At 51.3% G+C, this 19,276-nt stretch carries 15 protein-coding genes; 3 read left to right on the top strand and 12 right to left on the bottom strand.

Features of this window, described 5'->3' with window-relative positions; all coding sequences use genetic code 11:
* Positions 1-6: 6 nt before the first annotated feature.
* The 5 genes from ACX1C1_RS08935 to cls all read right to left on the bottom strand — a co-directional run bounded on the left by ACX1C1_RS08935 (position 7) and on the right by cls (position 4,742).
* On the bottom strand, positions 7-510 hold the full coding sequence (locus tag ACX1C1_RS08935; RefSeq protein WP_458956740.1) for a CcdC family protein: 504 nt from the start codon (positions 508-510) through the stop codon (positions 7-9).
* Positions 511-519: 9 nt separating this feature from the next.
* Entirely contained in the window at positions 520-1,509 is a 990-nt protein-coding gene (locus ACX1C1_RS08930) for an aldo/keto reductase (RefSeq protein ID WP_458956739.1), read from the bottom strand.
* Positions 1,510-1,602: 93 nt separating this feature from the next.
* On the bottom strand, positions 1,603-2,427 hold the full coding sequence (locus ACX1C1_RS08925; RefSeq protein WP_458956738.1) for a winged helix-turn-helix transcriptional regulator: 825 nt from the start codon (positions 2,425-2,427) through the stop codon (positions 1,603-1,605).
* Positions 2,412-2,798, bottom strand: coding sequence for a Fur family transcriptional regulator (locus tag ACX1C1_RS08920; protein ID WP_458956737.1), 387 nt, complete (start codon positions 2,796-2,798; stop codon positions 2,412-2,414). Before ACX1C1_RS08920 ends, ACX1C1_RS08925 begins: the two co-directional genes overlap by 16 nt.
* 495 nt (positions 2,799-3,293) lie before the next feature.
* Positions 3,294-4,742 (bottom strand): cardiolipin synthase, encoded by a 1,449-nt coding sequence (cls, locus tag ACX1C1_RS08915; protein ID WP_458956736.1) that lies wholly within the window; start codon positions 4,740-4,742, stop codon positions 3,294-3,296.
* A 168-nt stretch (positions 4,743-4,910) separates the two neighbouring features.
* Here cls and ACX1C1_RS08910 point away from each other — a divergent pair, with 168 nt between their 5' ends.
* Positions 4,911-5,066, top strand: a complete 156-nt coding sequence (locus tag ACX1C1_RS08910; protein ID WP_458956735.1) for a DUF1540 domain-containing protein — start codon at positions 4,911-4,913, stop codon at positions 5,064-5,066.
* Positions 5,067-5,177: 111 nt separating this feature from the next.
* Here the strand turns inward: ACX1C1_RS08910 and ACX1C1_RS08905 are convergent, their stop codons facing one another.
* Positions 5,178-6,131 (bottom strand): M15 family metallopeptidase, encoded by a 954-nt coding sequence (locus tag ACX1C1_RS08905; protein ID WP_458956734.1) that lies wholly within the window; start codon positions 6,129-6,131, stop codon positions 5,178-5,180.
* Positions 6,132-6,323: 192 nt separating this feature from the next.
* On the opposite strand from ACX1C1_RS08905, the gene ACX1C1_RS08900 reads away from it, so the two are divergent.
* Complete coding sequence (locus ACX1C1_RS08900) at positions 6,324-8,186, top strand: LTA synthase family protein (protein ID WP_458956733.1); 1,863 nt, start codon at positions 6,324-6,326, stop codon at positions 8,184-8,186.
* A 53-nt stretch (positions 8,187-8,239) separates the two neighbouring features.
* Here ACX1C1_RS08900 and bcp read toward each other — a convergent pair whose 3' ends face one another.
* From bcp to ACX1C1_RS08875, 5 genes are all read right to left on the bottom strand, one after another.
* Entirely contained in the window at positions 8,240-8,719 is a 480-nt protein-coding gene (gene bcp, locus ACX1C1_RS08895; RefSeq protein ID WP_458956732.1) for a thioredoxin-dependent thiol peroxidase, read from the bottom strand.
* Positions 8,712-9,443, bottom strand: a complete 732-nt coding sequence (locus ACX1C1_RS08890; protein ID WP_458956731.1) for a VOC family protein — start codon at positions 9,441-9,443, stop codon at positions 8,712-8,714. Before ACX1C1_RS08890 ends, bcp begins: the two co-directional genes overlap by 8 nt.
* Positions 9,443-10,552 (bottom strand): asparaginase, encoded by a 1,110-nt coding sequence (locus tag ACX1C1_RS08885; RefSeq protein WP_458956730.1) that lies wholly within the window; start codon positions 10,550-10,552, stop codon positions 9,443-9,445. Before ACX1C1_RS08885 ends, ACX1C1_RS08890 begins: the two co-directional genes overlap by 1 nt.
* Positions 10,553-10,622: 70 nt before the next feature.
* Positions 10,623-13,826, bottom strand: a complete 3,204-nt coding sequence (locus ACX1C1_RS08880) for an efflux RND transporter permease subunit (protein WP_458956729.1) — start codon at positions 13,824-13,826, stop codon at positions 10,623-10,625.
* A gap of 24 nt (positions 13,827-13,850) precedes the next feature.
* Positions 13,851-14,357: a MarR family winged helix-turn-helix transcriptional regulator gene (locus ACX1C1_RS08875; RefSeq protein WP_458956728.1), complete on the bottom strand. Its 507-nt coding sequence runs from the start codon at positions 14,355-14,357 to the stop codon at positions 13,851-13,853.
* 187 nt (positions 14,358-14,544) lie between these two features.
* On the opposite strand from ACX1C1_RS08875, the gene ACX1C1_RS08870 reads away from it, so the two are divergent.
* Entirely contained in the window at positions 14,545-17,172 is a 2,628-nt protein-coding gene (locus ACX1C1_RS08870; protein ID WP_458956727.1) for a putative bifunctional diguanylate cyclase/phosphodiesterase, read from the top strand.
* 84 nt (positions 17,173-17,256) lie between these two features.
* Here ACX1C1_RS08870 and ACX1C1_RS08865 read toward each other — a convergent pair whose 3' ends face one another.
* Positions 17,257-19,257 (bottom strand): ABC transporter ATP-binding protein, encoded by a 2,001-nt coding sequence (locus ACX1C1_RS08865; protein ID WP_458957642.1) that lies wholly within the window; start codon positions 19,255-19,257, stop codon positions 17,257-17,259.
* Between the last annotated feature and the right edge of the window lie 19 nt (positions 19,258-19,276).

Genomic DNA, 19,276 nt, shown 5'->3' with positions numbered 1-19,276 from the left:
CTATCTCTAGGCTTCCCCAGTCTGGTAACCTCGCACGTCCTTGAGGCGCAAATAATCGCCTAACATCGCTACCCGCCAAGGCACGATCATACCAAACGCCAATAGGAAGAACAGAGCTCCCGTCTGCGGGATCGACATATATTGTTCAACGACTCCGTGCAGCAACAAACGAATAAAGAATAAGGTTGCCATAATTGCGATAAACGCTTTGGAGCGCCGGACAAAGATGTGCTCCTCCACCCGTTCTAATCGAGTCGTTACGATCAGCGGGAATGAAAAGATGAGGAGTCCCGTCCCGAATGCACATACGCCCCAAAGCCACGAAATATGGGTGACGGGGAACGCGAACATCGCGAACCCCGTTGCCATGCCGAGCGGCGGTATAATGATTTTTTTGAGTGTTGTCGGCTTCTTGCCTGCCCGGATTCGAAGGATAATCAAGGTGATTCCCGCCATCGCGGAGAACACAAGCGAGAGCACCTGAATGATCGGATTGGACCACACTTGCATGAACCTCCCTTAATACGATCCGCGAATAAACGCGTGGACATGTTCCTTATAAAATTCGCGAATGCGGTCCATCTCATCGTCCGAGAAGGACTGGACATGCAGCGCGGATAGATTATCTTGCACTTGCGCGACTGATTTGAAACCTGGAATGACGCAACTGATTGCCTCATGATCCAGCAGCCAGCGCAGCGATGCTCGTGTCATATTGTCGCGGCCTGATTCGATCCATCTGAGCTGCTCGGCAAGCTCGACGCCTTTGGCGAAGCCAAGACCGGCGAATGTCTCGCCGACGTTGAACGCCTCACCATTTTCATTGAAGCGTCGATGGTCGCTTTCCTCGAACTTTGCCGCGGAGGCTGCGGCAAACTTGCCTGTCAGCAGACCGCTAGCCAGCGGCAGTCTTACTAATATCCCTACGCCCTTCTCTTGAGCGGCGCCGAGGAGACGCTCTGCCGGCTTCTGACGGAACATGTTGAAGATCACCTGCAAAGCACGAACATTAGGCTGCTCCAAGCAAAATAACCCTTCTTCGACGGACTCGACGCTAACGCCGTATTCGCGGATCTTTCCCTCTTGCTTCAGCTTGTCCAGCACGCCGAAAACACTGCCCTCTTGTAGAATCGCCATCGGCGGGCAATGAATTTGATACAGATCAATTCTCTCGCGCCCCAGCCGAGACAGGCTGCCCTCCAAATACGTGCGAACAGAGGCTTCCGAATAGGTAGCCGGATCATGAATATCGCCAGCTCTGCAGAACTTAGTCGCGATGTATATACGATCCTCTTTGCCCTTGGTCGCTTGCGCAAGCAATTGCTCGCTGTGACCGTCGCCGTATACGTCCGCTGTGTCGAAGAAGTTGACGCCGTTCTCCATTGCCGTCTCCAGCGCGCGGAGCGATTCTGCATCGTCTTTGCTCCCCCAGGAACCGCCTATGGCCCAAGTACCGAAGCTTATTTCACTGACTTGCATATCGGATGAGCCAAGTGCTCGATAATTCATAGGAAAGTACCGCCTCTCATTAGAGATGATGCAACACACCTACAGTTTACCCTTCTACCGGGCTGCAAGCAAATTTCTTCATGCATGGCGGATCTACTGCTGAAGCTCGTCTGCCAAGCGATAGCCGCTTCCGCGAACGGTGACGATATACTTTGGTGTTACGGCACTGTCCCCCAGCTTCTTGCGCAAGCTCTTAATGTGAACGTCCACTACGTTGCTGCCGCCATAAAATTGCAGACCCCATATCGTATCGAGAAGGTTCTCGCGCGTAAGAACGGCGCCATCCGACGAAACAAAATGAAGGAGCAGGTCATATTCCGTCTTCGTCAGCTCGATTCGTCTCCCGCTCTGGGTGACGCTCATCTTGCGAAGATCAATCCGAATATCTTTAAAGTTACGAATATCCTCGTCAGGTACGACATTCGCACTTGGTGTTCCGCTGTCGTTAGCTGGAAGCCCTTGTCCGAGCTGGGCCAGCGGGGTTGCTGGGCGCTGTTCCAATATGCCATTAATCCGCACCAGTGCTTCACCCGGGTCGGACGGCCACACAAGCATCTCCGCTCCCGCTAGCTCATCTGCTTCACTTGCCGCATACGTCTCGCTGTTCAGCAGCACCAGCACTGGAACCCCATGTGCTCGTGCAGCCTGGAGAAGCTCTGCACCGCCTTGCAGCGTATGCGAGGCCGCGTTGACCGTTCTCTCGATTGGCAACGCATCATAGACAAGCAATTCCGGCTGCAAGGCCGGCAGCAGACCAACCGTGAACTCATGGAGGGAAAATACATCAAAACATTCACCAGACAACTTCACCAGCAGACTTCTTACTCGATCCGGGAGCGGGCTAATGAGCATGACACGTTTCGTGAGCGAACATAATACGCCTTCGGTGAAATCAGTGATCGTCAATTCTTCACGCATGTCTCGCACACTCCTTCCAGCACGACCTGCACGTGATCGATGACATATTTGGTTTCCTTGGCGACAGACTCCGCCCAGCTCGCCGGCAATTCCGTCAGCACCTCATCCACTTTGCCGCACTTCGTACAAACGATATGCTGATGATCTTCGGTTCTTGCATCATAGCGGCTAACGGCCTCTCCAAGCTTCAATTCTCGTATGAGTCCTGCGTCGGTCAAATACCGAAGAGAGTTATAGACGGTACCGTAAGCAAAATTGTAGCCGCCGCCCCGCAATCTCTCGATAACATCGGCTGCCGTTGGATGATCGACCGCTTCTTGGACGACATCGAAGACAGCTTTACGCTGTATCGTTAAGTTTATTTTCGCCATGGTGTATGTTTGCCGCCTTTATCATGATTTTAGACTAAGTATAAATTCAAATCATATTTAATGCAACGGCTTTGCAAATCTTGGCTCGTGGCGACCCTATAAAAATAAAATATTCTGAATATTTACAATATTAAAATAATAGGCTATAATGGAGCTATCTTATACGAGAGGGGATAGTCCATTGAAGCACGTTAGCGATGCATGCCCCAGTATTTGTGGAAGGAGCTAATCAGCTTTCGGGCATGCGGGTAGCAGAGTCCTACGGATGAGAATGAGACGGGATGAGAATGAGACGTCAGCCTTACCATTAGGAATTGGATCACAATACTTACCGAAAGGATGGCGTACAAGATAAACCATGGAATGGAGCGTTAGAATAAATTGAATAGTTGCTCGATCAGAAAGTAAAGGGATTCCGGTTACCACACTTGGCTAAGCGGAATCCCTTTTATGTTGTCTTCTTAACCTCACTCGTCCTCGCTCCTGCAAGCCGCGCTACAAGATCGGACTTAACAAACGAGAGATCGATTCTCTAAACCGGTTAAACAGCGGCCTATCGTTGTAAGCCTCCAGCGTCAGCTCTCGGGAATTTTCTACATCATCGCCAAAGATACCTGCCAGCTCTGCCGCCGTCTCCGCATCGTAGATAAACGCGTTCATCTCAAAGTTCAGCTTGAAGCTCCTGATATCCAAATTCGCCGTTCCGACAGAAGCAACCTTGCCGTCCACCACCAGCGTCTTGGCATGCAGGAAACCATGTTCGTACAGGTACACCTTCGTACCGCTGGCGAGCAGTTCGCCCAGGTAGGAGTGCGTCGCCCAATAAACAAAGAAGTGGTCAGGTTTGCTCGGCAGCATAATACTGACCTTGACGCCCGACAATGCCGCGATGCGCAGAGCAGTCATCAAACTTTCGTCCGGTACAAAATATGGCGTCTGCAAACAAATCGTTTCCTTTGCTGCATAGATCATCTTGATATAGGCGTTCTTGATTTCCTGATATTCGGTATCCGGACCGCTCGCCACGAGCTGCATCCCGATCATCCCCTTCAAGTTATGAGGAAACGGAAAGTATCCTGCGTCTAACGGGATCTTGGTGACCGCGGCCAGATTCCAATCCATCAGAAATTGTGCCTGCATCTGCAGCACCGCGCCCCCTTGCACCTTCAGATGGGTGTCCCTCCATGCGCCGAAATGTGCATTTAGCCCCAAGTATTCGTTCCCGATATTAAAACCACCGATATAGCCGACCTTACCGTCGATAATCGCCAGTTTTCGATGGTTGCGATAATTGATTTTGAGATTCAAGAATGGAATCCGGGAAGGGAAAAACGCCGCCTCCTTGCCGCCAGCTGCTCTCAGCTCACGGAAATATCGACTTGGCAGAGCAAGGCTGCCAATATGATCATAGAGGAAACGCACCTCCACGCCTGCTGTTGCTTTCTTGACCAACGCATCCATCAGGCGACGCCCCAGCTCGTCGTTCCGGACGATGTAATAGACGAGGTGGATATGATGCTCCGCTTGCTCAATGTCTGCAAGCAACTCATTAAATTTATGGTTGCCATCCGTAAAGATATCGATATGATTGTTGTTCGTATACAGCGCATAGCTCGTAGTCAGATTCATATACATCATGTCCTGATACATGGCCATCTCACTATCTGGCGGAAGCAGCTCGCGACGCCCCAGCATATCGCTTTGTTTCTCCAGCGCTTCTTCGATAATACGCCTATTCTCGCCTAAGAGCTTGTTCAGCTGCCGCTTGCGCATCTTCTGGCCAAGTATCAAATACATCACGAATCCGAGGATGGGAATGAAGAACAATACCATCAACCACGCCCAAGTCGAGCTGGCGTTGCGACGTTCCAGGAAGATGACCGTAATCGCGAGGAATATATTCAAAATAATGACAAGCAAAGACAAGTTCTGCAACAGGTTCATGCGTTCACCACCATTTCAGTCACGCCATCTTCTCCTCATGCAAGCCCCGGAACCTGCCACGTATAAAAAGAATGTGCCTTTGACCATCCTAATGATAGGCGGGAAACCCGCAGTGAAAAGCGATTGCGCTTCCGCCTACATCAACGTCAACCGGGAGGTGAAGTATCAGTGGCAAAGGATGTTCTATGCGAAGTCAATTCCTGCAGACATTGGGCCGCAGGCAACAACTGCTCCGCTTCTTCTATTTATGTAGTCAGCAACCGCGGCAAGCAGGCCAGTCAGTCTGAAGAAACCGATTGCAAGACGTTTGAAGCAAAGATATAATCGCAACACCTTACAGAAGGATGGCGCATCATCCGAATGGTTATTTGGCGTCAGGCAGAGCATGTATGACCCTGTCGCAGCCTTCGAGATGCGCCTACTCCTTATTGGATCTTATTTTGCAACAGGCACCGCATTATAATACTCCTCCAGCGTCAAGGCCGAAGAAGCAAGCTCCACTGCAAGCTCCGCGCCTACATAACGCAGATGCCACGGTTCGTATTGATAACCCGTAATCTTGTCCTTACCCTCCGGGTACCTGACAATAAAGCCGAATTCCGCCGCATTAGCCGCGAGCCATGCCGCCTCCTCCGTGTCACCGAAACAATCCGCTGCAGCACAGGATCCATCACTGCTTGTCACATCAATGGCAAGACCAGTCTCATGCTCGCTCGTACCTGGGAGAGCACTGTACGTTCTGGCTTTCTCGTAGCCATCCCGTTTCACGTACCGGTCAAACAGCTTAGTTTGCGTCGCATGGGATCGATATGCCGATACCCCTGCTAGATAGATGCGATCCGCCTCCGCCTGCTCAAACAGCTTCTCGAGCGCTTCAGCCGCTTCCTTCCTCATCATTCGTTTCTCAACCTTTTCGGAGAATATGAACAGTACATCCGGATAAATCAAATCATCCGGATTGTATGCGTCCGGCAACTGGTTGTACGGATTCACTAGCGCTGTAACAGACGATGGCTCCGCGATAACGGCAATCGCACCATCCTCGCCCCGAGATATGCCCTCTTGTTGCCCGTCTTCTCCCGATGCAGGATCCGGGCTTGGAGCAGGCTCGTCCGTCTCCGATGGCTTGTCCGTCGCACCTTCAGACGGTTCGCCGTCCGGATCGTCAGGGACGCTGATGGATCCGCCGGAATTACCAGAGCCCGGCACATCTCCTTCCAGCTCTCCACCGCCGTTTCCAGCTCCATCCTCGGCACCTTCTGCCAGCTTGGGCGGTTGCTCTAATTGACTTGAAGGATGGATAATGCCCGTTTCTCTTGCGATATAATAACCGCCTAATATCAGCACAGCTGTCAAAACAATAGCCAAAAATGGCTTTTTCTTCCTCATTTTCGTTCCTCCTGCAGTTTAAGGGCTGTTTTGCCTTTTGACTTTTGGTGTATGAAAGGAGCATAATGATAATGGCTTTACAATAAGTATACTATTATTCTGTTAACACACAGAAAAAAAGCAGAACGGCTTCCTCACCAAAGAGATAGAGATAAGCCTGTTTGTGCTGTGAAAGGTAGGGGTTCCATACTTATGTCCATTCTTACATCCAAACGACTTCTGAGCACTCGTCCGATACTGTTCTTCTCATTTATCCTGTTGTTAAAGAGTTACCTGGCCTGGACGGTAGTGTTTGAGGGCGGTCCATCATGGACAACCCTTCTGAAGGAAGTGCCATTCGTCCTCATTGTGTTCTGTCTCATCGAATGGTTCGCGAGCAAACGCAAGTTCATGTATTATTTGATTTCCAACCTTGCCATAACTTCTATTCTATTTGCTGTCATTATGTATTACAAGTATTACGGCGTTATCGTAGATTATTCAGCCCTGCAACAAGTCAATCAGGTTACAGCAGTAAGCAATAGCGTATTCTCCCTGATGGACCCGCAATACCTTCTGATCTATATCGATGTCGTGATGATGATCGGTCTGCTGTTCTTCCGCAAGAAAGCGAAGGAAGTCAAACAAGCGTTCACTCGCAAAGAGAATAAGAGAGTCGTGATCGCCGTTCTGTCCGTATCGGTTGCGCTGTGTTTGTTTAATGTGCTGCCGAACAGCGCCAGCATGAACGAAATCGTGAAGGCCGAGCAAATGGGCATTCTCAATTATGAAGCTTACCGCATTCTCGCAAGCAAAGAAATCGACTATGTGGATTCCGACCAAATTACACAAGATAAAATCCAGTCCGTCAAAAATATTCAGCAGCCTGCCAATGCCAAGCTATTCGGCTCTGCTGAAGGCAAAAATCTGATCGTGCTTCAGATGGAGTCCATGCAGAACTTCCTGGTGAACTTGTCGATCGAAGGGCAAGAGATTACACCAAACCTAAATAAATTAGTGAAAGAAAACAGCTACTTCAAGCACTTCTACCAACAAGTTGGTCAAGGCAATACGTCTGATGCCGAGTTCGTCATCAATACTTCCATGTACATTCCACCAAGAGGCGCGGCAACGCAAGTCTACGCAGGCAAAGAGCTTCCAAGCTTGCCTAAGCTTGTGAAATCGGCGGGTTACACGTCGGCGACGTTCCATACCAATGTAGTGGAGTTCTGGAACCGCGGCGAGCTTTATAAGGCGCTTGGATTCGACCAATACTACGATGCCAAGTTCTTTGGCGGAGAAGATACTGTATTCTTCGGCGCATCCGACGAAGTGTTATACAAAAGGTCGATCGAGGAATTGGCGCGTATGCACGAAAGCGGTACGCCGTTCTACACACAGATTATCTCGATGACCGCGCATCACCCTTACACGATTCCGCAAGACAAACGTTTAATCGATCTGCCTGAACGCTTTGATGACACGCTGGTAGGCGACTATATCGAATCCCAGAACTACGCCGATCATGCCTTAGGCGAGTTTATCGCAGACCTTAAGGCTCGCGGCATCTGGGACGACAGCTTGATCGTATTATACGGCGACCATCTCGGATTGCCGATTTATTCGCTCGACAGCCACGAGAAAGACCTGATGGCCGAAATTTACGGACGTGAATACACGTATACCGACATGATCAACATTCCGCTCGTTGTCGTTAATCCGGGCGATGATGCTCCAACTACGCACGAACAGCTTGGCGGACAGGTCGACGTATTGCCGACAGTCGCGAATTTGCTGGGATTGCCGCTGGATAACCAAATGCATTTCGGCCAAGACCTGTTTAATCAAACGTACAACATTCTGCCTCAACGTTATTATTTGCCGACAGGCTCGTTCTTAAGCAGCGAAGAGCTGTTTATGTCTGGCAGCGGCTTTAATGACGGCAAACATTTCCCGATCGCAGGCGATGGCGCCAGCGAGCAACAAACAACGGAAGCTGAGTATGACCGTGCGCTTGAGCTTCTGAATTTATCCGACAGCTACGTACAGTCGTTGCCTAGCTGGAAGAAGGAATAAACCAAACAGCCGTATCCCTCGTGGGATACGGCTGTTTGTTACCCTGACTATGTTTACTGAGCGTCCCCGCTTGCAGCTTGAAGCACTTCCTGCACATGTCCGTCCACGCTGACGCTGCGCCATTCGCGAACAAGCTTGCCAGACTCATCGATGAGGAAGGTCGAGCGTTCGACACCAATGTATGTTTTGCCGCCCCAGCTAAGTTCCTTCCACACGCCGAACATCTCCGCAACCGTATGCTCCGTATCCGACAACAACAAGAATGGCAGCTGATACTCCGAAACAAATTGTTGATGCGAAGTCAGATCATCCGGGCTAATGCCGATGACTTCTGCTTGATGGTCAGCGAACTGACCGCTGAAATCTCGGAAGTCGCAGGATTCTGCCGTACAGCCCGGTGTCATGTCTTTGGGATAAAAGTAGATGACCAACTTCTTGCCGCGATAATCCTCAAGCGACACTTCTTGCCCGTTTGATGCGAGCAGCTTAAAATTTGGAACTTGATCCCCTACTTGCACAACTGCGTTACTCATTTGCCTGCCTCCCAATGAATTCAATTTCAAAATCCTTTTCGATTACCAACCCCTGCTCGTCTTCCGTTAGACGCAACCCGCCGATTCCATCCACCACAACGGTAAAGGGATATATTTCGGCAGTGAGATTGGTGAAGTGCCATCTCCTGCCCGGCTGGACGACTATAAACATACCTTCCTCGTCTCCGACAGGATTAAAGCTGTCGCTTCGCCCCTGATAACTTCTGATACCGACCGCTTCCAGTTGATCCACCGCAGCCGGTACATCTTTCGTCGGAAGCCCGATCTCGCTCAGCCCCTCAATATCCCGCTCGGGATCAAATGGGCGATCAATGGCATTGTCCATCGTATGCCGCGCAATCAGCTCCAAGATATTGCCTCCAGGGTCCATGAAGTAGACGGAGTCTGAATTCCACGCATCACTATGGGAAATATCGTTCCCTGCCTCACGCCCAAGCTCCACAAAGGATTCGGCCCAACGCTTAGCCTCCGCGAGCTTATTCTCCGGAATATTGAAAGCAAAGTGATAATAAGGCTTGTCTGATTCACGCGCAGAATCCGATGAACCCGGCTCCCGACGTATGAAGCATATCCTCGTTGCGCCTGCGTCGACAACCAGTTTCTCGTCGCTTGCTGATACGACTGGGAATCGAAGACCGTCCCGGTAGAACGGCAAGAGTTCGAGCGGATCGATTGCTAAGAAAGTAACTTCTGTAATTTTCATTATGCGCCTCCTTTGGGGGATGCCGCAACCTGCTCATATGCGAACGTCACTTCCGTCATCCACGCCTTCGCCTGCTCCCGGTCGCTTGCAGCGCCATAGACGGCAATCAACTTGGTCAATGCCGCTTCCATTCCGATGCCCTCCAGGAAGACGCCCCCTGCCTCAATCAATGCATGCGAGGATGCATATAGAGCATCCGATGCATGGAGGAGTGGACTGAGGTAGACGTCTATCCCTTGGGACATGCAGCCGGCAATGAAGGCTGGCAGCGAATGAGGACCGCTTGTCAACGCACATGCTGTTCCAGAATGATGCAGATCATGCAGAATTGCGCTAGGTTTGTGATCGCCCCACTGATAGAACGAATAATTGAGGCCCGGATAAGGTCGTATATACAACACCGAATCGTCAAGCTTTAGCGTATTCGCCGTCCACTTCAGCTCGGCGCGCGCCTTCCTCTCATCCATCTCAGTGATAGGAGCTGCAGATGACCGCAAGGCATCCGGTCGTGGGTTTCTCGGGTCGTCCTTCCAAACAAACAAGGCCCCTATCATCTCGCCATACGGCAGCTCGTACGGACTTCCGAATTGATCCGTGAATGATTCGCATTGCGATATTCTCGTTCCCAGATACACGAGCCGCTCTCCGCGATTATTCTCGTATACGACGAACACCCCCGGCAGAGCGGAGTCCGTCACGAAGTCGATAGCTCCCGCTAAATTACGTAGTCCATTCGCCCTCTGGTCCAAGATGGGATAGTTGCTGGCTGTCAGCACGATCGGAACAGTGGTTCCTGCGAACAAATACCCGATTACCGACGCTGTATAAGCCAGCGTGTCGGAGCCATGCGTCACAATGACACCGTCGTACGAGGAGGGATCCGCCTCTCGAATGGCAACAGCGAGTGTTCTCCAATCATCCGTCGTCATGTTCTCGCTGAGCAGATTCAGCGGTTCCAGCGTATGCAGCTCGATATCCGTTCGAGCCTCGCCCATGCTGCGATATGCCTCCAGCAGCGCATAGGAGCCTGACTCGTGCACGTCGATGGACTTGCCCTCTGCCTTGCTCCCGATTGTGCCGCCCGTAAAAATAATCAATAGCCGCTTCATCAAGCAGCCCTCCTTCCGATGATTCCACTCTCATGAGCATACCCTGATCCTCTCGACCGATATACCCCTATTATTCTTTATGCTGATATACAAACACTTCGGGTTCACGGATCCTTGATCCGCTTGTTCCTTCGTTACGCATGAACGGCCAGTAGTTCGCCTCGCCGAAGACACGCACCATTACCGGAATAAAGAGCGGAAGCATAACAAGTGCATACAGGAACAATCCGCATAACACCATTGTCGCGATCTGCAGCAGCGACATGACGCCCGATGGCAGCATCGCGGCGAACGTGCCGCCGAGAATGACGGCAGCCGACATGATGACGGCCCCCATGTTTTTCATCGCTTTGAGGATCGCTTCCCTTGGATCCAGATGGCGATACTCGCGGAAACGGTCCATCAGGAAGATACTGTAGTCCACGCCCAGCGCAACCAGCAAGACGAAGCCGAAGAACGGCACCGACCAGCTCACGCCTGACAAGTCGAACACACGAACGAAAATCAGCTCCGTGATCGCAAGCGATGTGTAATACGTAACGATAAGCGAGATTACAATGTAAGCTGGAATAATAATCGACCGGAACAAGATGATCAAGATCAACGTGATGCCTACCAGCATGAGCACGACCGTCCGCGAATAATCCGCGCTCGAGATCGTATCCAGATCGTGATTCATACTCGTTACGCCTCCGATCGCGAACCCCGTATCCGCTTCGTAAGGCGTGCCTCGCAGCGCGCGCTCAACCGCTGATTCCAGCGAGGCGATCTCGGCCATCGTCTCTTCCGAGTATGGATTGCTATCAAAGATAACTTCAAACTTCGCAGTCTGTCGCTCCGGCGACATGTAGATGTCGAGCGACGTCTGGAACTGTTCGTCTTCGATCGCTTCCTGCGGAATGTGCCAGCCCGTCAATTCTTTGTCCGGCGCATCGGCCAAATTCTGCAGATAACCTCCCGCAGATGCCAGACCTTCCGTCACCTGAGCCAAGCCGTCGACGCTTTGATCCAGGCCGCTCGTCAGCTCTCCAAGCTGATCACTCAGCGATGCAAAGCCCGATTGCAATTCTTGCTGACCTGCAGCGAGCTCGCCAAGTCCACGCTCAACGCCAGGCAGCTTATCGACGATAACGCCTTGGCCGGCTGCCGCTTGAGCAATACCGCCTTGCAGTTCCTTGATGCCTGCCGCAAGCTTGCCAAGACCTGCTGACAGCGCAGACTGTCCATCTACGGCTTGTTTGTAGCCTGCATTGGCCTGGCCCATGCCTGCCGCCACGCCGGCCAGCTGCCCATTCAGCTCCGATAGCCCCGCACCGAGCTGCGCCGCGCCTTGCTGCAAGCCTGCAACGGCAAGCAACGTTTCTTGAAACTGCTCATCCTCCTGCAGCTCCGGATACTTCTCTCCAAGACCGCTAAGACTTGTCGATACGCCTGTTAGCCCTTCTGCGAGCTTGTCGCTCTCTTCAGAAACCTTCTCATACCCATCGTTCAAGCCCGTTAATCCGCTTCCCATGGTCTCATAACTTGCAAGCAACTGAGCATTTGCCGCAGCTAGCTGCTCGGCACTCGCTTGCGCTTGCTCCAGCCCCGCCGTCAATTCAACCGCGCCGGCCGAACCGTCAAGAAGTCCCTTCTCGATAGCCCGAAGACCTGCAGCCAACTGATCGACACCGGAACGAAGCCCCTGCGTTCCTTCAACCAGCTGTCCCGCTCCATCGGCTGCTTCGGCAAGCTTGGGCGCATTGTCGCTCAGTGCGCTGCTGGCTTCCGCCAGTCCGCTGCTGATTTCGCTCAAGCCATCGCCGCTTTTGCCAATGCCATCATCCAGCGTTAACAGCTGATCAGAGACAAGAAAATCCTCCAGCACCTGTCCCGTCGGTCTTGTCGCGCTTCGAACCGCCTGCACGCCCTCAACTTTGGACAGCTCGCGGCTGACCTGCTCCAGAGCGGCGAGCCCTTCCGGCGTATCCATCGGCTGCTTCGCCTTCACCACGATATTCGTCGGCAGCGTTTCACCTGGACTGAAACCGTCGGCGATGACATTAAACCCTTTGACCGAATCGTATTTGTCGCCGATTTCCTCTAATGAATTAAATGAAATCGAACCTTTATACGCCGCAAGGAACGGCACAATAACAACCATCAGAATAACCAAAGCCCAGATCGGCTTGCGCAGCGAGAAGCTGCCTACCGCCCCCCAAAGTCTGCTCGGCTTATGCTCAAGTCCGCCTTTGGATGGCCAGAACAATGCATGGCCAAGCGTCGAAAGGAAAAATGGCACGAGTGTGAACAATGCGAGCAGTAGAATGACGATACCTACTGCCACCGCTACAGCCGAACGATACAAGACAAAGGTCGAGAAGCCAATCGATGCGAAGCCGACTAAAACGGCAAGACCGGAGAATAATACCGTTTTGCCCGCCGTCTTGTACGTATGGACAATCGCCTCCGTCCTGTCGCCTCGATGAGCCAGCTCCTCCTTGTATCTGCTAATAAGCAGGATACAATAGTCCGTGCCGATACCGAATAAGACGGCCACTAAGAAGATCTGAGTGAAATTCGATAGTGGAAAATCCAGATATTCCACTAGATACGCGACGATCGACTGAGATGCCAAATAGCTGAAGCCGACTGCCAATAGGGGCACAAGAGGCGCCGCAGCAGAACGAAACACGATGAACAGAATGACAAGGATGAAGCCTACCGTAATAAATTCCGTTTTCTTAAGTCCTTCTTGCGAGCTCTGTATCACATCCTCATTAATGAGCCAGTTGCCTGTATAGTAATGGTCTAGCGAAACTTGGTCCAGTACCGCATATAACTCCTCGCGAACAGTCGATAGCTCACGCTCTCCCGAGCTCACATCGAGCAGCGCAAGTACGGTGCTCCCGTCCTCCGATACCATCTGTTCTTCTACTTCCGGTATATCGAAGTGGGTGGTTACTCCGGTGATTCCGAGCGCCTTTCCTTCTTCACCGCCGAGCTTCTCGATGACTGCTTTGGCTTCAGCCAGCCCGCTCTCGCCGAGTCCTCCTTCCTTATGCAGCACCAACACCGTCGACAAACTGCCGCCTTCACCAGCTTCTTCAGAGCCGCTTGCACCGATTTCCTTCACCAGCTCACTTGCAAGTGTCGACGAATAGCCGTCCGGTACAGATATTTGCCCTTTCGTCCGTACAAGCTCGGCCATATTGGGAGCCGTAACCATCAATCCAACCGTCCCCAGCAACCATAGCGCTAACACCAACCATTTGAATCTCAAAATGATACGCATGTACTCACTCCCTCTCCACTCTCTCTATTCCACCTCACGCAACATGCAGCCCGCACCCGCTTCATCTGTCGCGCCCGGCTGTTCATACTTACCTGACATGACGTCTGCAAGCTTCTCGAATGTACGGATGAACAACAACGCTTCTTGCTCTTCAAACCTGTTCATGAAGCCCGCCAGCATGGCCTCTACCTTCGCCTCCATCGTGTCGCATAACTGCTTCCCTTCCTCCGACAGCACGAGGATGACGATACGCCGATCATTCTCTTCGGCCAGGCGCTGGATGTATCCCTTCTCGGACAAACGAGAAATAATGGCCGTGATCGAGCTTTTGCCCACACAAAAAACTTCGGATAGCTCCGATGGCGTGCTTCGTTCGTTGCTTCGCAAGAAACGAAGCATCTTGAACTGATCGACGGTCAGCTTCTCTGGCATCATATCCTTTATAGCACCGTTCAGCCTGCGCTCTACCATGAAGTTGGCGCGTTCGTAACGTTGTATTAACTCTTTCAGTATGTCGCAGCCTACTTCCACTACATGACCCCCTGAGATATAGTTCTATTATCGAATAGTTCGACAATAGAACTATATCAAAAAAAGAGGTTGCTCTGCAACTCTCCCCCTTCTACTTTGCACTTATAGCAGGATTACCGTTAAAATTGTCGAATTATAGGTAAAAATAGCGAATTCCCATTTTATCCACCTGCATCGGAGGCCGTTAGTGAATAGTTCACCTTTTGCGAAAAAAAATCATTGGCTTGCCGCCCTTATACTCATCGTATTAACGGCAATCGCCATTCTATGCGAATCCACCTCACTGCAATTTTTATATGGCATTACGTTTTCATTGACCAGCTTGTTCACCCTGCTTGCATTGCGTATGTTAGGCTTCTGGCGAGGCATGCTCGTCTCCGTTATCGCTTATGGGCTCGGAACACTTATGTTCGGCCAACCGCTTATTCATCTACTAGGCGTGCTGGAGGCTGTTATCGTCGGTTTACTGCTCAGACGTTACAACGGGCGGTTATTTGCCATCGATACCTTCTATTGGCTGCTGGTCGGGATCCCATTAACTTATTTATTCTACTCTCAACATTATGTCGGCGGCTTGATCAATATCCGATTATTCGTTTGCATCCTTGCAATCAACGGCTTGTTCAACGCCTTGTTCGCTGAGATTATCCATCAATATTCACCGAAACGACTACAGCTAAGCTTGCCCGGAAGCGGACGTTTGCCTAGCACCTTTAGCCAAATCCTTTTTCACCTCGCACTTGGCATCGTCATGTTTTCGTTTCTATTGAACATGATTGTCAACAGCATCAGTTCCTTTAAGGAAGCCAGCCTATATGTACAGGATCGTGCCAAACAAACCGTCTATGCAATCTCGAAGGAATGGACCTATCCCTATGGCGTATCCGTCCTCCCCCCTAATCAAGTAGAAAAGCTCCAAAAGGTGGTGAGACGTTACGCTCCAGAATCGTATATTGTGAGTTTCGTCGACAATAACGGGATCATTACCGCATCGAGTTTTCATGATCTTATTCTTACAAAGGATTCGCCAAGGACGGATAAAACGTATAGCTCCGTCACCGATATGCTTAAAGTTTCAAAACAACGCAATGAATTCTATAGTTTGCTGGCTACGACTTGGCAGAACGAGCACTTCATCTACGAAGAAGAACTCCCGAACGGGTATGGACGGTTCATCATCCAAGTTCCGCTGAGCTTATACAAGAACTATCTGTACAACAAATACGAAGTTCATCTCATGTTCCTAGTTTTGTCGAGCATACTCGCTGCCCTATTCTCGCTTTATATCCATCGCTCGGTCTCAAGAACGCTGCATCGTCTGGCCGTCTCAACGACCAATCTGCCGCTTAAGCTTAAACATCATCATGAGCCGGATTGGCCTCGAAGCCATATGCTGGAGATTCATTCTCTGATCTCGAACTTTAAGCATATGGCCAACCATTTGAGCTTGTTATTCAATGAATCGCAGATGAGCAATGAGCGGCTTTCCGCTCAGGCGCAGCTGCTCCAGCAATCTGAGGAACGTCTGCATCAGCTAGCCTACTACGACAGCTTGACGGGACTGCCGAACAGGCTTCATTTCACCCGCCACTTCCAAGAGTTGATCGAGCTTGGCAAATCTGCGGGCAACGAACCGCGTATTGCGGTTTTCTTTGCGGACATCAACCGGTTCAAGCATATCAACGATACACTGGGCCACTCTGCCGGGGATCAGTTCCTGCGGCTTGTTGCGGAGCGTTTCCTCCATGACCCGGATAAAAGCTATGATGTTTTCCGCCTCGGCGGCGATGAATTCGTATTTTTGCACCAGTACCAGGAGGAACAAGACATTGTTCGCAGCGCTGCGGCGATAAACAATAGCTTCAAAGAGCCTTTCCTCATCGATGATATGCCGCTGTTTGTCTCGATTAGTATCGGAATCGCGCTATATCCTCAAGACGGATCGGATATAGACACCGTTATTCGTCATGCCGACATCGCCATGTATCATGCCAAAGAAGAAGGAACCGGATGTTACCGCTTCTTCAAGCCCAATCTTGCGCCGCTCGTTCAGGAGAAGATGCAGCTGGAAAACGGTTTGTACAAGGCGCTTCAGGAACGACAATTCGCGCTCCATTATCAGCCTAAGATTAATGCCCAGACTGGAGAGTTATGCGGGATCGAGGCGCTGATTCGCTGGACGCATCCTACGATCGGTCTAATCCCTCCGGACAAGTTCATTCCGCTTGCGGAGGAATCCGGCTTCATCTTGGAAATCGACAACTGGGTATTCCACGAGGCTTGCCGTCAGAACAAGGCATGGCAGGATGCCGGTCTTAAGAAAATCAGCGTATCCGTCAATATCTCGGCACGTCACTTCTATCAGGGCAACCTTAAGGAGATGGTGGTGAACGCACTTGCGGAGACAGGACTGGAAGCCAGATACGTCAGTCTAGAGATTACGGAAGGTGTCTTCATCCGAAATATGGATCAGGTCATCGAGACGATTCTGTACTTGCGTGGTCTAGGCATTCAGATCTCCATCGACGACTTCGGTACGGGCTACTCTTCTCTAAACCAGCTTCAGCGCCTGCCAATCTCGGACGTTAAGCTGGATAGGTCCTTTATCCAGGGAATTACGCACGATGAGAAGAAGTCATCGATCGTCAAAGCGATCATCGACCTCGTTCATAGCATGAACATGAAGGTTGTAGCCGAAGGCGTCGAAACCGTCGATGAGTCGCAATTCTGCAAGGATCTGCGCTGCGACGAGCTCCAGGGCTACTTATTCAGCCGTCCGCTGCCGCCGGATCAATTGGAGAACATGCTGAAGTAGATTATGGCACAAAAAAGCGATCTTATCAGTCCATTACCGACTGGTATGATCGCTTCTTTTGTATATGGACAACCACTCTCTACACTATGCAGGCTGGACAGAGCCACCCTGCTGCAGCTGGTACATCGCATAATATTTGCCGCGATGCAGCATGAGTGTATCGTGGTTGCCGCGCTCCACGATAACGCCGCGATCGAGCACCAGAATTTGATCCGCTTGGCGGATTGTCGATAGGCGATGCGCGATTACGAATGTCGTACGCCCCTTCTTAAGGACATCAAGCGCCGCTTGTATAATCGCTTCCGTCTCCGTATCGATGCTGGCTGTCGCTTCGTCAAGGATGAGGATAGCCGGATCGTAAGCAAGCGCCCTTGCGAAGGAGATCAGCTGCCGCTGACCTGCGGAGAGCGTAGCGCCTTTCTCGATAACCGGCGCATCGATCCCGCCGGGCAGATTCATAAACATATCGTACGCTCCGACATCCTTAAGCGCCTGCTCGACTCGTTCCCTGCTGATCTCGGGATTATCTAGGCTGACATTGGAAGCAATCGTCCCCGTGAACAGGAACGGATCCTGCAGCACGATCCCCATATGCTGGCGAAGCAGCTGCTTTGGAATGTCGCGAACGTCTTTGCCGTCGACGGCTATCGTTCCCTTGTTGGTGTCGTAGAACCGGAAGAGCAGATTCAAGATTGAGCTTTTGCCCGAGCCCGTATGACCGACAAGCGCTACTGTTTCTCCTTGGCGAGCATGGAAGGAGACACCCTTCAGCACATACTCTTCTTTCTTGTAGGCGAAGGTTACGTTATTGAACTCCACATCGCCCTTGTATCTCTCCATCTTGCCCGGTACAACATCTACGCCATCCTCGTCCATCAGCTTGAATACGCGCTCTGCGGATACGCGGGCCGTCTCCAGATTGGATAGCTGGTTAACGATGCCGACGATTGGCGCGAACATCCGGTTCATATAATCGACGTAGGCATACAGCACGCCAACCGTCACTAGCGCGCCCAATGTTCCACCCCAGAACATCCAGATGACCACCAGGAATAACACGTTACGCATGACGTTAACCAGGTTGTGGGAGGTGATGGAATTGAGGCTTAACAGCTTATTCTGGTATTTGAAATAATAATCGTTCAGCTCGTTGAATTCCTTGGTCGTCTCTTTCTGGCGGCGGAACGCTTGAATGATCGTCATCCCTTGGATCGACTCGTTAATCATCGCGTTGATTTCACTCAGCTTGGTCCGGATAATCCGATTATAGTTGGCCGCGAACTTGCGGTATATGATAATCCAGACGATCAGAATCGGAACGAGCGGCAGCGTGATGAACGCAAGTCGCGTATCTAGCAAGAATAAAGCGCCAAAGATCCCGACAATATAGATCGTACCCGTGAAGAAGTTCGCTAATACGCCTACGTACAGCTCCCTTATCGCTTCGGTATCATTGGTCACTCTGGATACAACCTGGCCGGCAGCCAGATTATCGTAATATTGTACCGGCAGCCTCTGCGTATGAGCGAACACGTCGCCGCGCATCTTCTGTACGATGCGGTTCGCCGAGGTTTGAAGCAGCAGCCTCTGCCCATAAGCAAATGCCGCTACCAGCAGGAGCAAGCCAAAATACATCGCCGCAAGACGGAGCAAGCCCGGAATCTCCGGCTTATAGAACGCATATAGCTCGCCCTTCGTGAGCTTGTTAACAGGATACGTAGAAACGGCTCCTGAGTCTTTGTCTGATACAGTCATGACATCTCCGCTTACGGTCTTCGCCCCATTGTGGCTCAGGGTTCCATCCAGGAAGTAGTAGTCGCGGCCAACCTGCAGCACGCGTACTTCCTTGCCGATTGCACCTTCCGACACCGAGTCTCCCTCTTGTAATCGATCTTCCCGTTTGTACCACTTATCTTGATACGGCACCGCATAAGACTGCTCACCTTGCACTTCATACCAAGGCTTCTCGATGCCTAGAATGTTCTGGTCAATCATCCGCTTCGCGATAAGCGGACCTGTCAGCTCCGCGCAGACCGCCAGCACTAGCAGAAGCATGGCCAGTAGAATGGGTTTCTTATATAACATGGCGTATTGAAACAACCGT

It is taken from the genome of Paenibacillus sp. strain BS8-2 (assembly GCF_054483835.1).
This window is presented reverse-complemented; position numbering and strand designations above follow the sequence as displayed.